This window comes from Sphaerisporangium dianthi, from assembly GCF_042654065.1.
Taxonomy (GTDB): domain Bacteria; phylum Actinomycetota; class Actinomycetes; order Streptosporangiales; family Streptosporangiaceae; genus Sphaerisporangium; species Sphaerisporangium dianthi.
This window is the reverse complement of the sequence record NZ_JBHSFP010000012.1, coordinates 109,840-126,001: the sequence shown is the minus strand read 5'-3', so window position 1 is coordinate 126,001 and position 16,162 is coordinate 109,840. Positions and strand designations below refer to the sequence as shown.

Below are 16,162 nucleotides of genomic sequence, written 5' to 3'. Positions count from 1 at the left end.
ACGGCCGAGATCCACATGATCCACTTGGCACGGACCATGTCGTGTAGGGTGATCGGGCCTGCCGCCCCGCGCACCGGAACATGTCGCCGGCACGCCGATGATCTTCGGCGCGGGGGCGCTCGCGTCTTCGGCGTCGGCGTCGGCTTGCCTGCGTCCGCGGGACGGCGATGCGGCTCCGCCGCTCCACATCCGTGACGCCAGGAGGGGACATACGGTCCGGACATGGCTGATGACGATCCGCCGCGGGCGATGAGGCGCTCCCGGGGCATCCGCGGAATGCGCGACCACACCCGCTCACGTCCGAAACCCGCTGAAGGCTCGACGACCACGACGATGCCTCCTCCTCCGGGGGGCGACCCGCCCCGCGACCATGCCCCCGCTTCGGGCCGGGCCGCCCGGCGGGTGGCGTTGGGGGTCGGCGGGACGGTCGTCCTGCTGGCCGCGCTCGACGCCTACGTCGTGGTGACCGTCCTGATCGACATCGCCCGCGACGTCGCCGTGCCCGTCAACCACCTCGAACGGGCCACGCCGATCGTCACCGGCTTCCTGCTCGGCTACGTCGCCGCCATGCCGCTGCTCGGGCAGCTGTCCGACCGGTACGGGCGCCGCCCGCTGATCCACACCTGCCTGGCCGGGTTCGCGGCGGGCTCCGCGGTCACGGCGCTCGCCGCGTCGGTCCCTCTGCTCACGGCCGGCCGCACGCTCCAGGGCATCGCGGGCGGCGCGCTGCTGCCGATCACGATGGCGCTCATCGGCGACCTGTGGGACGAGCACTCGCGCCCGCTCGCCCTCGGCGCCGTGGGGGCCGCCCAAGAGCTGGGCAGCGTCCTCGGCCCGCTGTACGGCGCCGGGATGGCCGCGCTGGTGGGGTGGCGCGGCATCTTCTGGGTGAACATCCCGCTCGCCCTGATCGCGGCCGTGGCCGTCCACCGCACCGTGCCGCCCCCCGCGCACCGGGCCGGCGCCCCGCGGCGGACGGCCGGACGGCCCCTCGCGCCCGGGGACGGCCCCCGGCCGCGCGTCGACGTGGTGGGCGGGCTGCTGCTGGCCCTGGCTCTGGGCCTGCTCGTGACCGGGTTGTACAACCCCGAGCCCGACAGGGCGGTGCTGCCGCCGTGGGGCCCGCCGCTCATCGGGGCCGGGGCGGTCGCCGTCGTCGCCTTCGTCGTCTGGGAACTGCGCTCGCCGGTGCGCATGCTCGACATGACCGGCGTGCGCCGGGCCCCGTTCTGGGCCACGCTCGCGGTGAGCTTCCTCACCGGCGCCGCGCTGCTGGTCACCCTGGTGGACGTGCAGCTGGCCGCCCAGACGCTGCTCGGCGAGGACGCCGTCGGCGGCGCTCTGGTGCTGTCGCGGTTCCTCGGCGCGCTCGCGCTCGCCGCGCTCGCCGGAGGCGTGCTGGCCCGGCGATTCGGCGACCGGCCGGTCGCCGTGGCCGGGCTCGTGGTCGCCGCCGCCGGTTACTTCCTGATCTCCCGCTGGCCGCTCGCGCTTGCGTCCGCGCACTACCCGTTCGGCCTGCCGCGCGTGGACGTCGACCTCGCCGTGGCGGGCCTGGGACTCGGGGCGGTGATCGCGCCGGTCTCCTCCGCCGTGCTGCGCGCCACCCCGGCGGGCCGCCACGGGGTCGCCTCGGCGGCGGTCGTGGTGACCCGCATGATGGGCATGCTGCTCGGCGTCGCCGCCCTGTCGGCCTGGGGGTTCCACCGCTTCCAGTCGCTGACCGCCGACCTGGACACGCCGCTGCCGTTCGGCGTCGAGCGCACGGAGTACGCCCGGCGGCTGGCCGAGTACACCGCCAAGGTCGGCCAGGCGCTGCACACCGAGTACACCGAGATCTTCCTGCTGACCGCCGTCCTGTGCGCCACCGCGGCCCTGGTGGCCCTGGCCCTCCCCGGCCGGGCCTCACTCACGCCGGAAGAGCCGTCCCCCGCCCCAGGGGAGCCGCCCCCCGGCGGGGGCGCGTGAGCCCTGCCGGGGGAAGGTGGTCACTTCTTCTTGGCGGCGCCGCGCTTCTCGCGGATGCGCATGTTGACCTCCACCGGCGAGCCCGCGAAGCCGAACTCCTCGCGGAGGCGGCGCTCGATGAAGCGGCGGTAGGTCTCCTCCAGGAAGCCCGAGGTGAACAGCACGAACTTCGGCGGTTCGATCGACGCCTGCGTGGCGAACAGGATCTTGGGCTGCTTGCCGCTGCGCACCGGCGGCGGGGTCGCCGCCACCAGCTCCGACAGGAAGGTGTTGAGCCGGGCCGTCGGCACGCGGGTGCTCCAGGACTCAAGGGCCCGCTCGATCGCCGGGACGAGCCGCTCGACGTGCCGCCCGGTCTTGGCGGAGATGTTGACCCTCAGCGCCCACGGAACGCGGACGAGCTGGCGGTCGATCTCTCTTTCGAGGTAGTAGCGGCGATCTTCGTCGACCAGGTCCCACTTGTTGAACGCGACCACCATGCAGCGGCCCGACTCGGTCACCATGCTGATGATGCGCAGATCCTGCTCGGTGAGGATTTCGGAGGCGTCGATGAGCACCACGGCGATCTCGGACCGCTCGAGCGCGGCTTTCGTGCGCATGCCGGCGTAGAAGTCGGCGCCCTGCAGCTCACGCTCGCGACGCCGGATGCCGGCGGTGTCGACGAAACGCCACGTCTTGCCGCCCAGCTCGACCAGCTCGTCGACCGGGTCGCGGGTGGTGCCGGCCATCGGGTCGACGAGCACCCGCTCTTCCCCGGCCAGCTTGTTGAGCAGCGAGGACTTGCCGACGTTGGGCTTGCCGACCAGCGCCACCCTGCGAGGGCCGCGCTCGATGCCGAACCGCTGCGGCGGGGCCTCGGGCATGACCTCCAGCAGGATGTCGAGCAGGTCGCCGCTGGAACGGCCGTGCAGGGCCGACACCGGTTGCGGCTCGCCGAGGCCGAGCGACCACAGCGTGGTGGCCTCCAGCTCCATGCGCTGGTCGTCCGCCTTGTTGGCGGCCAGCACGATCGGCTTGCCCGAGCGCCGCAGCACCGAGGCGACGGCCTCGTCGGCGTCGGTCACCCCGACCGTGGCGTCCACCACGAACAGGATCACGTCGGCCAGCTCGACCGCGACCTGCGCCTGCTCGGCGATGCGCAGCGCCATGCCGGTGGCGTCGGGATCCCACCCGCCGGTGTCGACCAGGGTGAAGCGGCGGCCACGCCAGGTGCCCTCGTAGGTCACCCGGTCGCGGGTCACGCCGGGCACGTCCTCCACGACCGCCTCGCGGCGGCCGATGATGCGGTTGACCAGCGTGGACTTGCCCACGTTCGGGCGACCGACGACGGCGACCACCGGCAGCGGGCCGGTGTCCGGCTCGGCCTCGGCGGCTGCGCCGTCCTCCTCGAATTCCGCGAGGTGGGCATCGATCCAGCCGCCCTCGTCGTCGTACTCCCCCGTCACGTCACGTCCGTTTCCATCGTGGCCCATCTTTCCCTCGGCGGCCCTGCGGGACCGGCGCGTCAGCGCCCCGTCCCATGGCGTCACCGGGTCAGGTGCGCTCTTTCACAAGTCTGAGGACCTCGGAGATGACCTCGTCGAGGTTGAGCTCCGTGGTGTCCACCTCGACCGCGTCGGCCGCCATCACCAGCGGGTCGGCCTTACGCGTCGAGTCAAGGGTGTCACGCCGGGCCATCTCGGCCCGCTGGGCCTCCACCGTGGTGCCGGTCAGCTCGGCGTTGCGGCGCCGGGCGCGGGCCTCCGGGCTCGCGGTGAGGTAGATCTTGACCGGTGCTCCCGGGGCCACCACCGTGCCGATGTCGCGGCCCTCGACCACGATGTCGCCCTCGCCGATGACGGCTCGCTGCTCGTCGACCAGCCGGGCGCGCACGCCGGGGACGGCGCTGACCGCGGAGACCGCCGAGGTGACCTCGTGGGTGCGGATCTCGGCGGAGACGTCACGGCCGTCGACCGTGATGCCGGGGGCGTCGGGGTCGGAGGCGATGGCGAGCCGTGGCTCGGCGGCACGCCCGGCGACCGCGGCCGGGTCGGCCACGTCGACGCCGTGCTCGAGCATCCACCAGGTGATCGCGCGGTACATCGCCCCGGTGTCGAGATAGCGCAGCCCGAGCGCGCGCGCCACTCCGCGCGACGCACTCGACTTGCCCGACCCCGAAGGGCCGTCCATGGCGACGACCAGACCGCTCACGCCCACGCCTTTCACATTTCACCCCACCCAACTTGACGAGACTACCGGGTCCCGCGGTCTCCATGGACCCGACGGAGACATATCACCCGCCCCGCGACAGGGCAGACCCGCGTGCTAGGCGGGCCGGGGCACCGAGGCCCATTCGGGGAGGGTGAACCACCGGGGCACCGAACGGCGCAGCGCTTCGGGACCCTGCACCTCGACCGCGTGGGCGCGCAGCGCCTCCGCCCAGCTCAGGTTGCCGCGCCAGACCTCGACCATGCTGCGCACACCGGCGGTCACCGTCACGGTCACGGCGTGGCCGGGGTCTGTGTCGCAGACGTCGACCTCCTCACGCGTGACCACGAGCCACCAGCGGCGGCTGCCGGGCGGCACATCCGGGAACCGGAACTCGATGACCGTCCGCCCGTCCGGAACGGCGCTCTGGTCGACGTTGCGGTGCATGTCCCACATCAGCAGCTTCGGGTCCAGGTCTTCGTCGCCCAACTCTCCGATCCAGCGGACGCCCCACGCGGCGAGCGCCTCCACCACCGGTCGCAGCTCGTGGCCGGCCTGGGTCAGGACGTATCGCACGTCGTTGTCGTTGACGTGCCTCTCGACGATGCCGGCCTGCGTGAGCCGGTGCAGCCGCCGGGACAGCAGCGTGGGGGACATGCGCGGCAGACCGCGGCGCAGCTCGTTGAAGCGCTCGGTGCCGCACACCAGTTCCCGGATGACGAGCAGCGTCCAGCGTTCGTCGAGCAGTTCGACGGCCTTGGCGACCGGGCAGAACTGGTGATACGAGGAGCCCATGCCCGCAGTCTAGATTCAGCCGCCAGGAACGCCGGTGACGGCCGACCCGATCTCGGCCGGACGCCGGTACAGATCGTGTACTAGATAGCGAATCCGTCCTTCCTTAGCGTCGATCCCAGTTCGCAGATCACGAGGAGGGGGCAGTCCATGACCGCACAGAGCGACCCGCTAGAGGCCGATCGCGCCTTGAAGGCCAGGCATCGCGCCATGTGGGCGCTGGGCGACTATCCCGCGGTCGCCGCCGAGATCATCCCCGATCTGGGCGCCATCCTGGTCGAGGCCTGCGGGGTGGGACGCGGGGACCGGGTGCTGGACGTGGCCGCCGGGTCGGGGAACGCCGCCATCCCCGCGGCGCTGGCCGGGGCGAGCGTGGTGGCCGGCGACCTGACCCCGGAGCTGCTGGAGGTCGGACGGGCGGCGGCGGCGCGGCGCGGCGCGGTGATCGAGTGGCGGGAGGCCGACGCCGAGGCGCTGCCGTACGCCGACGGCGAGTTCGACACGGTCATGTCGTGCGTCGGGGTCATGTTCGCCCCCCACCATCAGGCCGGCGCCGGCGAGATCGTCCGGGTCTGCCGCCCGGGCGGCACGATCGGCCTGCTCAACTGGACGCCGGAGGGGTTCATCGGTCAGATGTTCGCGACGATGAAGCCGTTCGCGCCCCCGCCTCCGCCCGGCGCGCAACCTCCTCCCCTGTGGGGCAGCGAGGGTCACGTCCGCGCGCTGCTCGGGGACGCGGTCACCGATGTCGTCGCGCGCCGGCGGACGGTCACGATCGACCGGTTCGCCCACCCGGGCGCGTTCGTCGACTACTTCAAGGCCAACTACGGCCCGACCGTCGCCGTCTACCGGGCGCTGGCCGGGGACCCCGGCCGGGTCGCCGAGCTCGACCACGCTCTCACCGAACTGGCCCGCGGCCATCTCCAAGGTGAGGAGAAGGCGGTGATGGAGTGGGAGTACCTCCTGCTCACGGCACGCAAGCGCGACTGACGGCAAGATCGTTCCGGGCTATGCGGGCTGCGGCTCCTCGTAGGGGATGCGGCTGAGGTGCAGGATCTCGCCCAGGGTGCCCCACTGGTCGCCGCCGAGTTTGGTGAGCGGGCGCAGGCGCTCGGGGCTGGGCCGGTCGTCGACGAGGTAGACCTCCTCCACCGCGGCGAGGAACACCCGCCCGAAGACGAGGGTGGAATTGCCCATGCGCAGAGTGGTGTGCGAGCGGCACTCCAGGACGACGGGCGAGGCGGCCACTCTGGGCGGCCTCACGCGCAGGCTGGCCTCGCGCTCGATTCCCGCGAAGTCGAATTCGCTGACGGTCCGGGGGAAGTCGGTGGCGGTCGCGTTGATCAGGTCCAGCAGTGGTTCCGCGGAGAAGTTGACGACGAACTCCCCGGTGTCCTCGACGTTGCGCAGGGTGTCCTTGCGGCCGATCGAGGTGAACTGCACGATCGGCGGATCGGTGCTGGCGATGCTGAAGAAGGAGTGCGGGGCGAGGTTCTCGATGGATCCGTCCGGCGTGACCGTGGAGATCCACGCGATCGGGCGAGGGACCACGACGGAGGTCAGGAACCTGTAGAAGGCGGGCCCGCCCATGGCCTCGGGATCGAAGTCGACGCGCATGACGCTCAGTATTCATAACATGCACGCTGCGCACCAACCGCCGCACGGGGCGAGCGAGTTCTGCTCCGCGGCCGGTGAGCGGAGCCCGCAGCCGGGGCCGCGGGCTCCGGCGGGCCGTTGCGCACGCGACCGACGATTCCCGGCACCCGGCTCGCGGACCGGGTCACCCCGGGTCACGCACCAGGGCCCCGTCCGCGGCGCGTCAGACACCGAGCCTGCCCGGTCAGCCGGCCCGGTGGCTTCCCTTAGCCGGAGGCCAACGTGGTGTAGAGGGCGGTGTAGGCCGGTTTGGGGCGCATGGTGGCGTCCCAGGGGGTCGCTGCCCCCTGCCCGGGGAAGGTCCAGGGGATGATCGAGTACTTGTCGGAGAAGGTCCACAGGGTCAGGCTCTCGCAGCGGACCACGGCAAGGCAGGCGCGGGTCATGGTCGCGTAATCGGCCGCCTGCTGGGCGTCCTGAGCCGCCGTCCTCGGCAGCGGCATCCGGACGTCCAACTCGGTGATCGCGACGTCGAGGCCGAGGTCGGCGAAGCGCTGGAGGTTCTGCCGGACGTCGGGCGGCACCTGGCCGATGACCATGTGCCCCTGGAACGCCACGCCGTCGATCGGCACGCCGTCCGCCAGCAGGCCGCGCACCAGGCCGTACAGGCCGTCGCTCTTGGCGTTGACGCCCTCGGCGCCGTATTCACTGAGGTACAGCTTCGCGCCCGGGTCGGCGGCGCGCGCCGCCCGGAAGGAGTCGGAGATGTAGGAGGCGCCGAGCCGCTGGTAGAAGAACGAGTTGCGGTACCCGCCGCCGGCGTCGAGCGGCTCGTTGACCACGTTCCAGGCGTAGACCGCGCCCCGGTAGTGGGCGGCGACGCCGGTGACATGGTTGTTCAGGGCGTCTCGCAACATCGCCGGGTTGAGGCTCTGGACCCAGGCGGGAGCCTGGCTGTGCCAGACAAGGGCGTGCCCTCGGACGATCATGTTCTGCTGTCGCGCGTGCGCCACGATCCGGTCGCCGCGGACGAAGTAGAACTGGTTGCGGTTCGGCTCGGTCGCGTCCCACTTCATCGCGTCGGTCGGCGTGACGGCGTTGAACTCGCGGTTCAGGATCGTGGTGTAGGGCACGTCGTTCAGCTGCCCCACGTCGACGCCCGCCCCGAAGTGCCTTCCCCCCTGCGCGGCGAGGGCGGCGAGCGATGTGCCCGCCCCGGCCGGCCCGGCGGCGAAGAGCCCCGCCGTCATGGCCGCCGCAGTGATCAGCGCAACCGTTCTCCCTCGCATGGGTGCTCCTCGGTCGCCGATTGTCCCCGGTGCCGTGACGCTAGGTTTTCGCCTCCGTCTCCGTCAATCACGACGCCTGACGATCAGAAAGTGGCGAAGTCGTCTCTGAAAGTTTCCGGCGGGCGCCGCCCCGCAGGCGGGAGACGGCGACGCCGAGGAGGCACAGCGCCCCGCCGGCGAAGGTGAGCGGGCCGGGGACCTCGCCGAGCGCGGCCCAGGCCATCAGCACCACCAGGGCGGGCACGATGTAGGTGGTGGCGCCCATCGCCCCCGCGGTGGTGCGGGCCAGCGCGTACGCCCAGGTGGTGAAGGCCAGCGCGGTGGGGAAGACGCCGAGGTACAGCAGGTTCAGGGTGGCGGGCAGGGGTGCCACGGCGGCCTGCGACACCAGCTGACCCGCGAACGGCAGGCACGCCACCGCGCCGATCGCGCAGCCGAACGTCGTCACCTGCAACGCCGAGGCGTGCCGCAGGGCGGGTTTCTGCGCGAGCGTCGCGGCGGCCCACGACGCGGCCGCGACGACGCACAGCACGACGCCGAGGACCGAGGACCCGGCGCTCTCCGAGGTGGAGACGCCCACGATGGCCGCCCCGGTGAACGACACGGCCATGCCGAGGAGCAGGCGCCCCGGGAAGCCCTCTTTGAGTATCCAGCCGGCGAGCAGGGCGATCAGCAGCGGGCCGAGGTTGATGACCATCGCCGCCGTGCCCGCGTCGACCTCCTGCTCCCCCCAGTTGAGGGCGACCATGTAGACGCCGAACCACAGCACGCCGGAGATCACGATGCCGGGCCACGCCGCGCGCGGCGGCAGGCCCTCGCGGCGTGCCAGCATGATGACGCCGAGCGTCAGCGACCCGGCCAGCAGGCGGCCGAGGGCGAGCGCGCCGGGAGAGTAGTCGTGCACGGCGCTGCGGATGGCCACGAAGGCCGAGGCCCACAGCAGCACGGTGACGGCCGCGGCCACAAGCGCTCCGCGACCGGTGCCTTCACCGCCGCTGACGGTCGTATCGGTTGACATGAGGGCGACCCTATGACCGGGACGCTTCCGCGCTCGTCGAATCGTCGCGAGCGGAACTCGCAAATGACCCGCCGATCGGGCGGAACTCGCAGGTGACCCGCCGATCGGCCGGCACGGCGCCTCCCGGCGTACGCCTCCCCCTGATCTCCTCCCCGGGCCGCTCAAGAAGAGAACGCGCGGCGGGCGCACAAAAGCGTGGGTCCATCCCATCGTGAGGCCGTGCGGCACTACGCTGAAGTAAGCATTTCCTATCTTGGGGAGGGGCGCGGTGACCAGGCTGGACCGGGTCGTCGTGATCGGCACCGGACTCATCGGCACCTCGATCGCGCTGGCGTTGCGACACGAGGGCGTCGAGGTGTGCCTCCACGATCGCGACGACGCCTCACTACGTCTCGCCGTCGCCCTGGGAGCGGGAATCCCCCTGGCGAGCAGTGAGCACACGGGTCCCGCCGACGTCGCGATCATCGCGGTTCCTCCGGCGGTGGCGCCCGCGACCCTGAAGTCGGCGCAGGACGAAGGGGTCGCCGAGGTCTACACCGACACCGCGAGCGTCAAGACGCACCTGGTCAGGCGGGCCGCCGCCCTCGGCTGTGACATGACGACCTTCGTGCCCGGCCACCCGATGGGCGGCAGAGAACGCACCGGGCCGGCCGCGGCCCAGGCCGACCTGTTCCTCGGACGCCCGTGGGCGTTGTGCCCGACGCCCGACTCCACGCCGCACAGCCTCGCGGTGGTCGATGAACTGGCACGCCGCTGCGGCGGTCGCCCGATCGTCATGGACGCGCACGATCACGACCAGGCGGTGGCCCTGGTCTCCCATCTTCCGCACGCCATCTCGGCGGCCATGTCGGCGCGCCTGCTGGGCGCGGGGTCCCACTCGCTCGATCTCTCCGGCCAAGGCGTCCGCGACGTCAGCCGCCTGGCGGGCGGCAGCCCGGCGATGTGGACCGAGATCCTCGTCCAGAACGCCGAGCCGCTCGCGAGCGTGTTCGACGCCGTCATCGACGACCTCCACACCCTCGCCCAGGCGCTTCGCAAGGTCAGCGCCGGGGACGACCCCTCCGCGGACGTCGTCCGCGACCTGCTCGAACGCGGGCGCGCGGGCCGCGAGCTCATCCCCGGCAAGCACGGCGGCCCGGCCACCGACTACGTCGTCCTCCCCGTGGTGATCCCCGACGAGCCCGGCGCGCTCGCCCGGCTGTTCTCCGCCGCGCAAGAGAGCAACGTCAACATCGAGGACGTCTCACTCGACCACTCGCCTGGGCTTCCCGTGGCCGTCGCGCACCTGTCGGTCCACCCCGACTCGCTGGCGTCGCTCTCGGAAGGGCTCGCCAAACGCGGCTGGATGGTCCACACGCCGCCGTCCGACCGCTGAGACCCGGGGCCGGCCCGCCGCCGGCCCCTATTGGGCGATGTCGACCCTCAGCGCGGCCGCGCCGCGCAGGTAGACGTGCTGGATCTCCTGGCGGGGCCGGTCGGTGGCCACATGGGCCATCAGCCGGACGACCCGGGGCAGCGCCCCGGGTACGTCGATCTCGCTGGCACAGATGAGCGGCACGTCATGGAAGCCGAGCTTGCGGGCGGCGAGCGCGGGGAACTCGGCGGTGAGGTCGGGGGTCGCCGTGAAGATCACGCTGATCACCTCGTCGGTGGTCAGCCTGTTGCGCTCCATGACCTCGCTGACCAGCTCGGTCACGCCGGCGAGGATCGCCTCCCGATCGTTGGAATCGATCTGAACGGCGCCCCGGATGGCCCGCACCATGACATCCCCTTCTCGCACAGCCGCCCGGTCGTGCTTCACTTCCCGCCAGGTTACATTCCCACCGTGGCGTAAAGCTCGCCGACCTCCACGAGGGAGAGCGCGCGCATCGTGCCCGGCTTGAGCCGGCCGAGCTTGACCGGCCCGAACTCGATGCGGGCCAGGTCGATCACGTTGTGGCCCTCCTCTTCGAGCATCCGCCGGACGACGTGCTTGCGGCCCTCGTGCAGGACGATCTCGACCAGCGCCTGCTGGCCGTGCTCCTGGACGATCTTGAACTCGTCGGCCTTGACCAGGCCGTCCTCCAGCTCGACGCCCTTCTTCAGACGGCGGGCCAGGTCGCGCGGGATCGGCCCGGGCACCTTGGCCCAGTACTTCTTCTGCACGCCGAAGCTCGGGTGGGTGAGCCGGTGGGCCAGCTCGCCGTCGTTGGTGAGGATGATCAGGCCCTCGGTCTCGGTGTCCAGGCGCCCCACGTGGAAGAGCCGCTCGGTGCGGTCGACCACGTAGTCGGCCAGCGAGGGGCGTCCCTCGGGGTCGGACATGGTGCTGACGACGCCGATCGGCTTGTTGATCGCGAAGTAGACCAGGTCGGGGGCGGTGGGGATGCGCTTGCCGTCGACGTGGATGACCTGCTTGGCCGGGTCCACGCGGGCGCCGAACCGGCGGACGACCTGGCCGTCCACGGTGACCCGGCCCTCGCCGATCAGCTCTTCGCAGGTGCGGCGCGCCGCGACGCCGGCCTGGGCGAGGACCTTCTGCAGCCGGATGCCGTCCGGCACCTCGGTGGTGTCGCGCTCGTCGGTGTAACCGGCGGGGAAGAAGTCGGGGTCGCGCACCGGCTGGCGGGAGGTCTTGAACGCGCCGCCGCGCCCGGGGCGGGCGGCCTGTCCGCGCCCGGCGGGGGCGCCGCCGCGCGTGGCCTTGCCGGCACCCGTGGGCGCTCCGTCACGGCCGGTCCTGCCGCGGCCCGCCATGGCGCCGCCGCGAGGGTAGCGCTCCTGCGCCCGGCCGCTTTCCGAGCGGCCGTACCGGCCCCGGGAGCCGTCGAGCGAGCCGCCGATGGTCTGCACCTCGTCACGCCGGTCGTCGCGCCCGTAACGGCCGCGGGTCGCGCCCGCCGCCTGGCCGGAGGAACGCCTGTCGTCGCGGGCGGGACGGCCGCGGAAGGCGTCGTCCCTGCCGGAGCCGTCTCGGGACCCGCCGCGCCCGGCGCGGAAGGGCCCGCGGTCGTCGGCCCTCGGGGGCCGGCGGTCGTCATCGCGGGAGGAGCCGCGCCGGTCGTCGCCGAAGGAGCCCCGGCGGTCGTCTCGCGAGAAGCCGCCCCGGTCATCGCGGGCGGGACCGCGGCGGTCGTCGCCACGAGAGAAACCGCCCCGATCGTCACGGGCGGGACCGCGGCGGTCGTCGCCGCGCGAGAAACCGCCCCGATCGTCACGGGCGGGACCGCGGCGGTCGTCGCCGAAGGAGCCGCGCCGGTCGTCGCCGTACGCCCCGCCGCGCTGGTCGCGGAACGAGCCGCGGCGGTCGTCGTCACGGGAAGGGCCCCGGCGGTCGTCGCCGCGCGAGAAGCCGCCCCGGTCATCGCGGACGGGACCGCGGCGGTCGTCGCCGCGCGAGAAACCCCCCCGATCGTCACGGGCGGGACCGCGGCGGTCGTCGCCACGGGAGAAGCCGCCCCGATCGTCACGGGACGAACCCCGGCGGTCGTCGCCGCGCGAGAAGCCCCCCCGATCGTCACGGGCGGGACCGCGGCGGTCGTCGCCGAAGGAGCTCCGCCGGTCGTCGCCGAAGGAGCCGCCACGGTCGTCGCCGGGCCTGCCGAATCGCGCGCGAGAGCCGCTCTGAGCGCCTCCTCGCGGGCCGCCTCCGCTCCTGAAGCCGCCGCCGGAGCCGCCACGGGCTCCGGCCCCTCCACGGGAGCCTGAGGCGCCGCCGGGGGCGCCACCGCGTCCTCGACCGCGTCCATCACCGGACGGGGTACCACGCCTGTTGTTCACTTCTGCTGCTCCTCTAGGGTTTCCACGTCGTCGGGGAGGAACGGGGCGAGCGCGGGCAGTTCATCAAGGCTCCGCAGCCCCAGCCTCTCCAGGAAGTACGAGCTCGTGCGGTAGAGCACCGCCTGGCTCTCGGGATCGGTGCCGGCCTCCTCGACCAGCCCGCGCGCCGCCAGCGTGCGCATGACGCCGTCGCTGTTGACGCCTCGTACGGCGGCGACCCTCGCGCGGCTCACCGGCTGGCGGTAGGCCACGACCGCGAGGGTCTCCAGGGCGGCCTGCGTCAGACGGGCCTGCTGCCCGTCCCGGACGAAGCGCTCCACCACCGCGGCGCACTCGGCGCGCGTGTAGAGACGCCAGCCTCCGGCGACCTCCCGCAAGTCGAAACCCCGGCCGGAGGCGGTGTATTCCGCCGCCAGGGCCCGCAGCGCCTCGGCGATCTCGCGCGAGGGGCGTTCGAGCACCTGTGCCAGGGTCACCTCGGCGACCGGTTCGTCGACCACGAGCAGGATGGCCTCCAGGGAGGCCCGCAGGCCGGGCTCGGCCGCGACGCCGGCGGCGTCGCCGCCGCCCGGCAGGCGCGCCTCGAACCCCGGGAACTCGCCCGTGGCCCGCGTGCCGGGCCCGGAGGCCTGGCTCGGCGGGACGGGCTCGCCGCCGGGTACGCGCCCGCCTTCAGAACTCATCGGCTGCATCTTCGCTCTCTTGGTCCTCGGCGTGCGGCCGGCCTTGCGGGGCGTCCGCGCCCTGCCGGTCGCGGTCGCCCGCGAGGTCCTCGTCGTAGTCGTCGACCACCGCGACGTCTCCGTCGTCGGCGCCCGTCCAGGTCACGTGCAGATCTCCGAGGGGCTCTATCTGCTCGAAGGAGACCGCGGCCTCCCGGTAGAGCTCGAGGACGGCGAGGAAGCGTGCGATGACCTCGAAGGTGCCCGCGCAGTCGGCGGTCAGGGCCCGGAACGTCGCGGTGCGCACGCGCCGGAGCCGCTGCACAAGGATAGCCGCTTGCTCGCGGACGTTGGCGACCGGTTGGTAGATGTGGGCCGTGGAGACCGACGGCGCCACCTTGGGCGTGAAGACCCGGGCGGCGATCTTGGCCAGCCGCTCGGGGCCGATGCCGAGCACCAGCTCGGGCAGCAGCCCGGCGAACTGCGGCTCCATCGGCACCGACCGGGGGAAGCGCAGTGCCTCGTCGGCCATGCGGCCGGCGAAGACCTTCGCGACCTCCTTGTAGGCGCGGTACTGCAGAAGGCGGGCGAACAGCAGGTCGCGGGCCTCCAGCAGCGCGAGGTCCTCCTCGTCCTCGACCTCGCCGGTGGGCAGCAGGCGGGCGGCCTTGAGGTCGAGCAGCGTGGCCGCGACGAGCAGGAAGTGGCTGGCCAGGTCGAGATCCCACTCGGGGCCGCGGGAGCGGATGTGCGCGATGAACTCGTCGGTCACCTGGTGCAGGGACACTTCGGTGATGTCGAGCTTGTGCTTGGAGATCAGCCCGAGCAGCAGGTCGAAGGGGCCTTCGAAGACCTCCAGGTGGACCTGGAAGGCGTCAGGCCTGGCCTGGGCGGTCGACTGCTCTCGGATCACCGGCCCATTGTCCCGCACGACGGCCGCCGCCGCGCGGGACCACGCTCACTGGGCGAGGGACCAGCGGGCCAGGACCTCGCGGGCCAGCTCGCGGTAGGCGGTGGCGCCCATGGACGCGGGGTCGAACTGGGTGATCGGCTCTCCGGCGAGGGTGGCGTCGGGGAACCGGACCGTGCGGTTGATCACCGTGTGGAAGACCTTGTCGCCGAAGCCCTGCATGATCGTCTGGAGCACCTCGCGCGCGTGCAGGGTGCGCGGGTCGTACATGGTGGCGAGGATGCCGTCGATCTCGAGGTTCTTGTTCAGGCGCTCTTGCACCTTGGTGATCGACTCCATGAGCAGGGCGACGCCGCGCAGCGCGAAGAACTCGCACTCGAGCGGCACCATGACACTGTGAGCGCAGGTCAGCGCGTTGACCGCCAGCAGGCCGAGCGAGGGCTGGCAGTCGATGAGGCAGATGTCGTAGTGCGGGAGCAACGGCTCCAGGGAACGGCCCAGGGCGTACTCTCTGGCGACCTCGTTGACCAGCCGGATCTCGGCGCCGGACAGGAAGATGTTGCTGGGCAGGAGATCCATGCCCTCGACGCTGGTGGCGAGGAGGACGTCCTCGGCCGTGACGTCGTTCTCTTCCATGATCAGGTCGTAGACCGTCGCCTCGAGCGGGCGCGGGTCGATGCCGAGGCCGACCGACAGCGCGCCCTGCGGGTCGAAGTCGACGAGCAGGACCTTCTGCCCGCACTCGGCGAGCGAGGCGCCGAGGTTGATCGTCGTGGTGGTCTTGCCGACGCCGCCCTTCTGGTTGACCATCGCCACGACCCGCGCGGGGCCGTGCGTGGTCGGCGGCACCGGGTCTGGGAAGACGGGACGCGGCCGGCCGGTGGGACCGAGGATCCCCTCGCTCCTGGTGTCGCTCCAGGCACCGTCGGGGGCACCGGGAACCTCCCGGATAGAAGCGTCTGTGGTCGCAGTCACCAGTTGAACCTCCCTGACGGCCCCGAACCGGACCGTCCGGACGGACACTATGGGGTGGGCACGTAAGCGGCAAGGCGACGCGCCCGGAAGCTATGAAGTTGGACGATCGGCCCGCAGTCGGGCCGCCGCGTACGCCTCACGGAGCCTGTCGACGCCGACCAGTGTGTAGACCTGGGTGGTCGCCACCGAGGCGTGGCCGAGCAGTTCCTGGACAACCCTAACGTCCGCTCCTCCGTCCAGGAGGTGAGTTGCGAACGAATGGCGCAACATGTGAGGCGAAACACCGGTCAGCCCCGCCCTTTCGGCGGCCGACCTCAGCACCTCCCAGGCGCCCTGCCGGGTGAGCCGCCCGCCGCGGGCGTTGAGGAACAGCGCCGTGGTGCCGCCTCCCTGCGCCCAGATCAGCGGGCGCGCCCTCGCCAGGTACGCGCCGAGGGCCTCGCGGGCGAACCTGCCGAGCGGGACGGTCCGGCCGCGCCCGCCCTTGCCGCGCAGCCGCACCCGCTCGGCCTCGATGTCCTCCACGGTCAGCCCGACCGCCTCGGAAATGCGCGCGCCCGTGCCGTACAGCACCTCCAGCAGGGCCCGGTTGCGCAAGGTGAGCGGCGCGTCGTTGGGCCCGGCCGCGGCGATGAGCCGTTCGACCTCGGCCACCCCGATGGCCTTGGGCAGGTGGTGCGGCCTGCTCGGCGGGTGGACCTCGCGCGCGGGGTCGTGCGCGGTGACGCCCTCGCGGACGGCGAACCGGTGGAGCCCGCGCACCGCGGAGACGGCCCTGGCCGCCGAGCTGGCGACCAGGGCGGGATGACGCTCGTCGCCCTCGCGCAACACCGCCAGGAACGCCTCCACGTCCGCCTCGGCCACCTCCGCCAGGGACGGGCGCCCCCGCGAGCGCAGGTGCTCCAGATAGCGGCCGAGGTCACGCCGGTAGGAGGTGAGCGTGTTGACCGCCAGCCCTCGTTCCACGGCGAGGTGGTCGAGATAGGCGGCGGACACGGCCTCGGCG

The 16,162-nt window shown here is 72.5% G+C and carries 15 protein-coding genes; 3 read left to right on the top strand and 12 right to left on the bottom strand.

The window, feature by feature from the left end; all coding sequences use genetic code 11:
• The first annotated feature begins 222 nt into the window (after positions 1-222).
• A complete protein-coding gene (locus tag ACFO60_RS19355) occupies positions 223-1,968 on the top strand; it encodes an MFS transporter (protein WP_380841876.1) in 1,746 nt (581 codons plus the stop codon).
• Positions 1,969-1,988: 20 nt separating this feature from the next.
• Here ACFO60_RS19355 and der read toward each other — a convergent pair whose 3' ends face one another.
• The 3 genes from der to ACFO60_RS19340 all read right to left on the bottom strand — a co-directional run bounded on the left by der (position 1,989) and on the right by ACFO60_RS19340 (position 4,950).
• A complete protein-coding gene (gene der, locus ACFO60_RS19350; protein ID WP_380841874.1) occupies positions 1,989-3,440 on the bottom strand; it encodes a ribosome biogenesis GTPase Der in 1,452 nt (483 codons plus the stop codon).
• Between the two features lie 61 nt (positions 3,441-3,501).
• Positions 3,502-4,137: a (d)CMP kinase gene (cmk, locus tag ACFO60_RS19345; protein ID WP_380841996.1), complete on the bottom strand. Its 636-nt coding sequence runs from the start codon at positions 4,135-4,137 to the stop codon at positions 3,502-3,504.
• Between the two features lie 135 nt (positions 4,138-4,272).
• Complete coding sequence (locus ACFO60_RS19340; protein WP_380841873.1) at positions 4,273-4,950, bottom strand: winged helix-turn-helix transcriptional regulator; 678 nt, start codon at positions 4,948-4,950, stop codon at positions 4,273-4,275.
• Positions 4,951-5,097: 147 nt separating this feature from the next.
• Here ACFO60_RS19340 and ACFO60_RS19335 point away from each other — a divergent pair, with 147 nt between their 5' ends.
• Entirely contained in the window at positions 5,098-5,937 is an 840-nt protein-coding gene (locus tag ACFO60_RS19335; protein WP_380841872.1) for a class I SAM-dependent methyltransferase, read from the top strand.
• Positions 5,938-5,955: 18 nt separating this feature from the next.
• On the opposite strand, the gene ACFO60_RS19330 is transcribed toward ACFO60_RS19335, so the two are convergent.
• The 3 genes from ACFO60_RS19330 to ACFO60_RS19320 form a co-directional block, all read right to left on the bottom strand.
• Positions 5,956-6,564 carry a flavin reductase family protein gene (locus tag ACFO60_RS19330; RefSeq protein ID WP_380841870.1) on the bottom strand — a complete coding sequence of 203 codons (609 nt, stop codon included), beginning with the start codon at positions 6,562-6,564 and terminating at the stop codon, positions 5,956-5,958.
• Between the two features lie 245 nt (positions 6,565-6,809).
• A complete protein-coding gene (locus ACFO60_RS19325) occupies positions 6,810-7,832 on the bottom strand; it encodes a glycoside hydrolase family 10 protein (protein ID WP_380841869.1) in 1,023 nt (340 codons plus the stop codon).
• 67 nt (positions 7,833-7,899) lie between these two features.
• Positions 7,900-8,850 (bottom strand): DMT family transporter, encoded by a 951-nt coding sequence (locus tag ACFO60_RS19320; protein ID WP_380841868.1) that lies wholly within the window; start codon positions 8,848-8,850, stop codon positions 7,900-7,902.
• Positions 8,851-9,118: 268 nt separating this feature from the next.
• On the opposite strand from ACFO60_RS19320, the gene ACFO60_RS19315 reads away from it, so the two are divergent.
• Complete coding sequence (locus tag ACFO60_RS19315; protein ID WP_380841866.1) at positions 9,119-10,225, top strand: prephenate dehydrogenase; 1,107 nt, start codon at positions 9,119-9,121, stop codon at positions 10,223-10,225.
• A 27-nt stretch (positions 10,226-10,252) separates the two neighbouring features.
• Here ACFO60_RS19315 and aroH read toward each other — a convergent pair whose 3' ends face one another.
• The 6 genes from aroH to ACFO60_RS19285 form a co-directional block, all read right to left on the bottom strand.
• Positions 10,253-10,612 (bottom strand): chorismate mutase, encoded by a 360-nt coding sequence (aroH, locus tag ACFO60_RS19310; protein WP_380841865.1) that lies wholly within the window; start codon positions 10,610-10,612, stop codon positions 10,253-10,255.
• 50 nt (positions 10,613-10,662) lie between these two features.
• Positions 10,663-12,609: a pseudouridine synthase gene (locus tag ACFO60_RS19305; protein WP_380841864.1), complete on the bottom strand. Its 1,947-nt coding sequence runs from the start codon at positions 12,607-12,609 to the stop codon at positions 10,663-10,665.
• Positions 12,606-13,292, bottom strand: coding sequence for an SMC-Scp complex subunit ScpB (scpB, locus tag ACFO60_RS19300; RefSeq protein WP_380841863.1), 687 nt, complete (start codon positions 13,290-13,292; stop codon positions 12,606-12,608). The genes ACFO60_RS19305 and scpB overlap by 4 nt, the downstream gene beginning before the upstream one ends.
• Positions 13,282-14,184, bottom strand: a complete 903-nt coding sequence (locus ACFO60_RS19295; protein WP_380841862.1) for a segregation and condensation protein A — start codon at positions 14,182-14,184, stop codon at positions 13,282-13,284. The genes scpB and ACFO60_RS19295 overlap by 11 nt, the downstream gene beginning before the upstream one ends.
• Positions 14,185-14,229: 45 nt before the next feature.
• Positions 14,230-15,156, bottom strand: coding sequence for a ParA family protein (locus ACFO60_RS19290; protein ID WP_380841861.1), 927 nt, complete (start codon positions 15,154-15,156; stop codon positions 14,230-14,232).
• 90 nt (positions 15,157-15,246) lie between these two features.
• Entirely contained in the window at positions 15,247-16,152 is a 906-nt protein-coding gene (locus ACFO60_RS19285) for a tyrosine recombinase (RefSeq protein ID WP_380841860.1), read from the bottom strand.
• Positions 16,153-16,162: the final 10 nt, after the last annotated feature.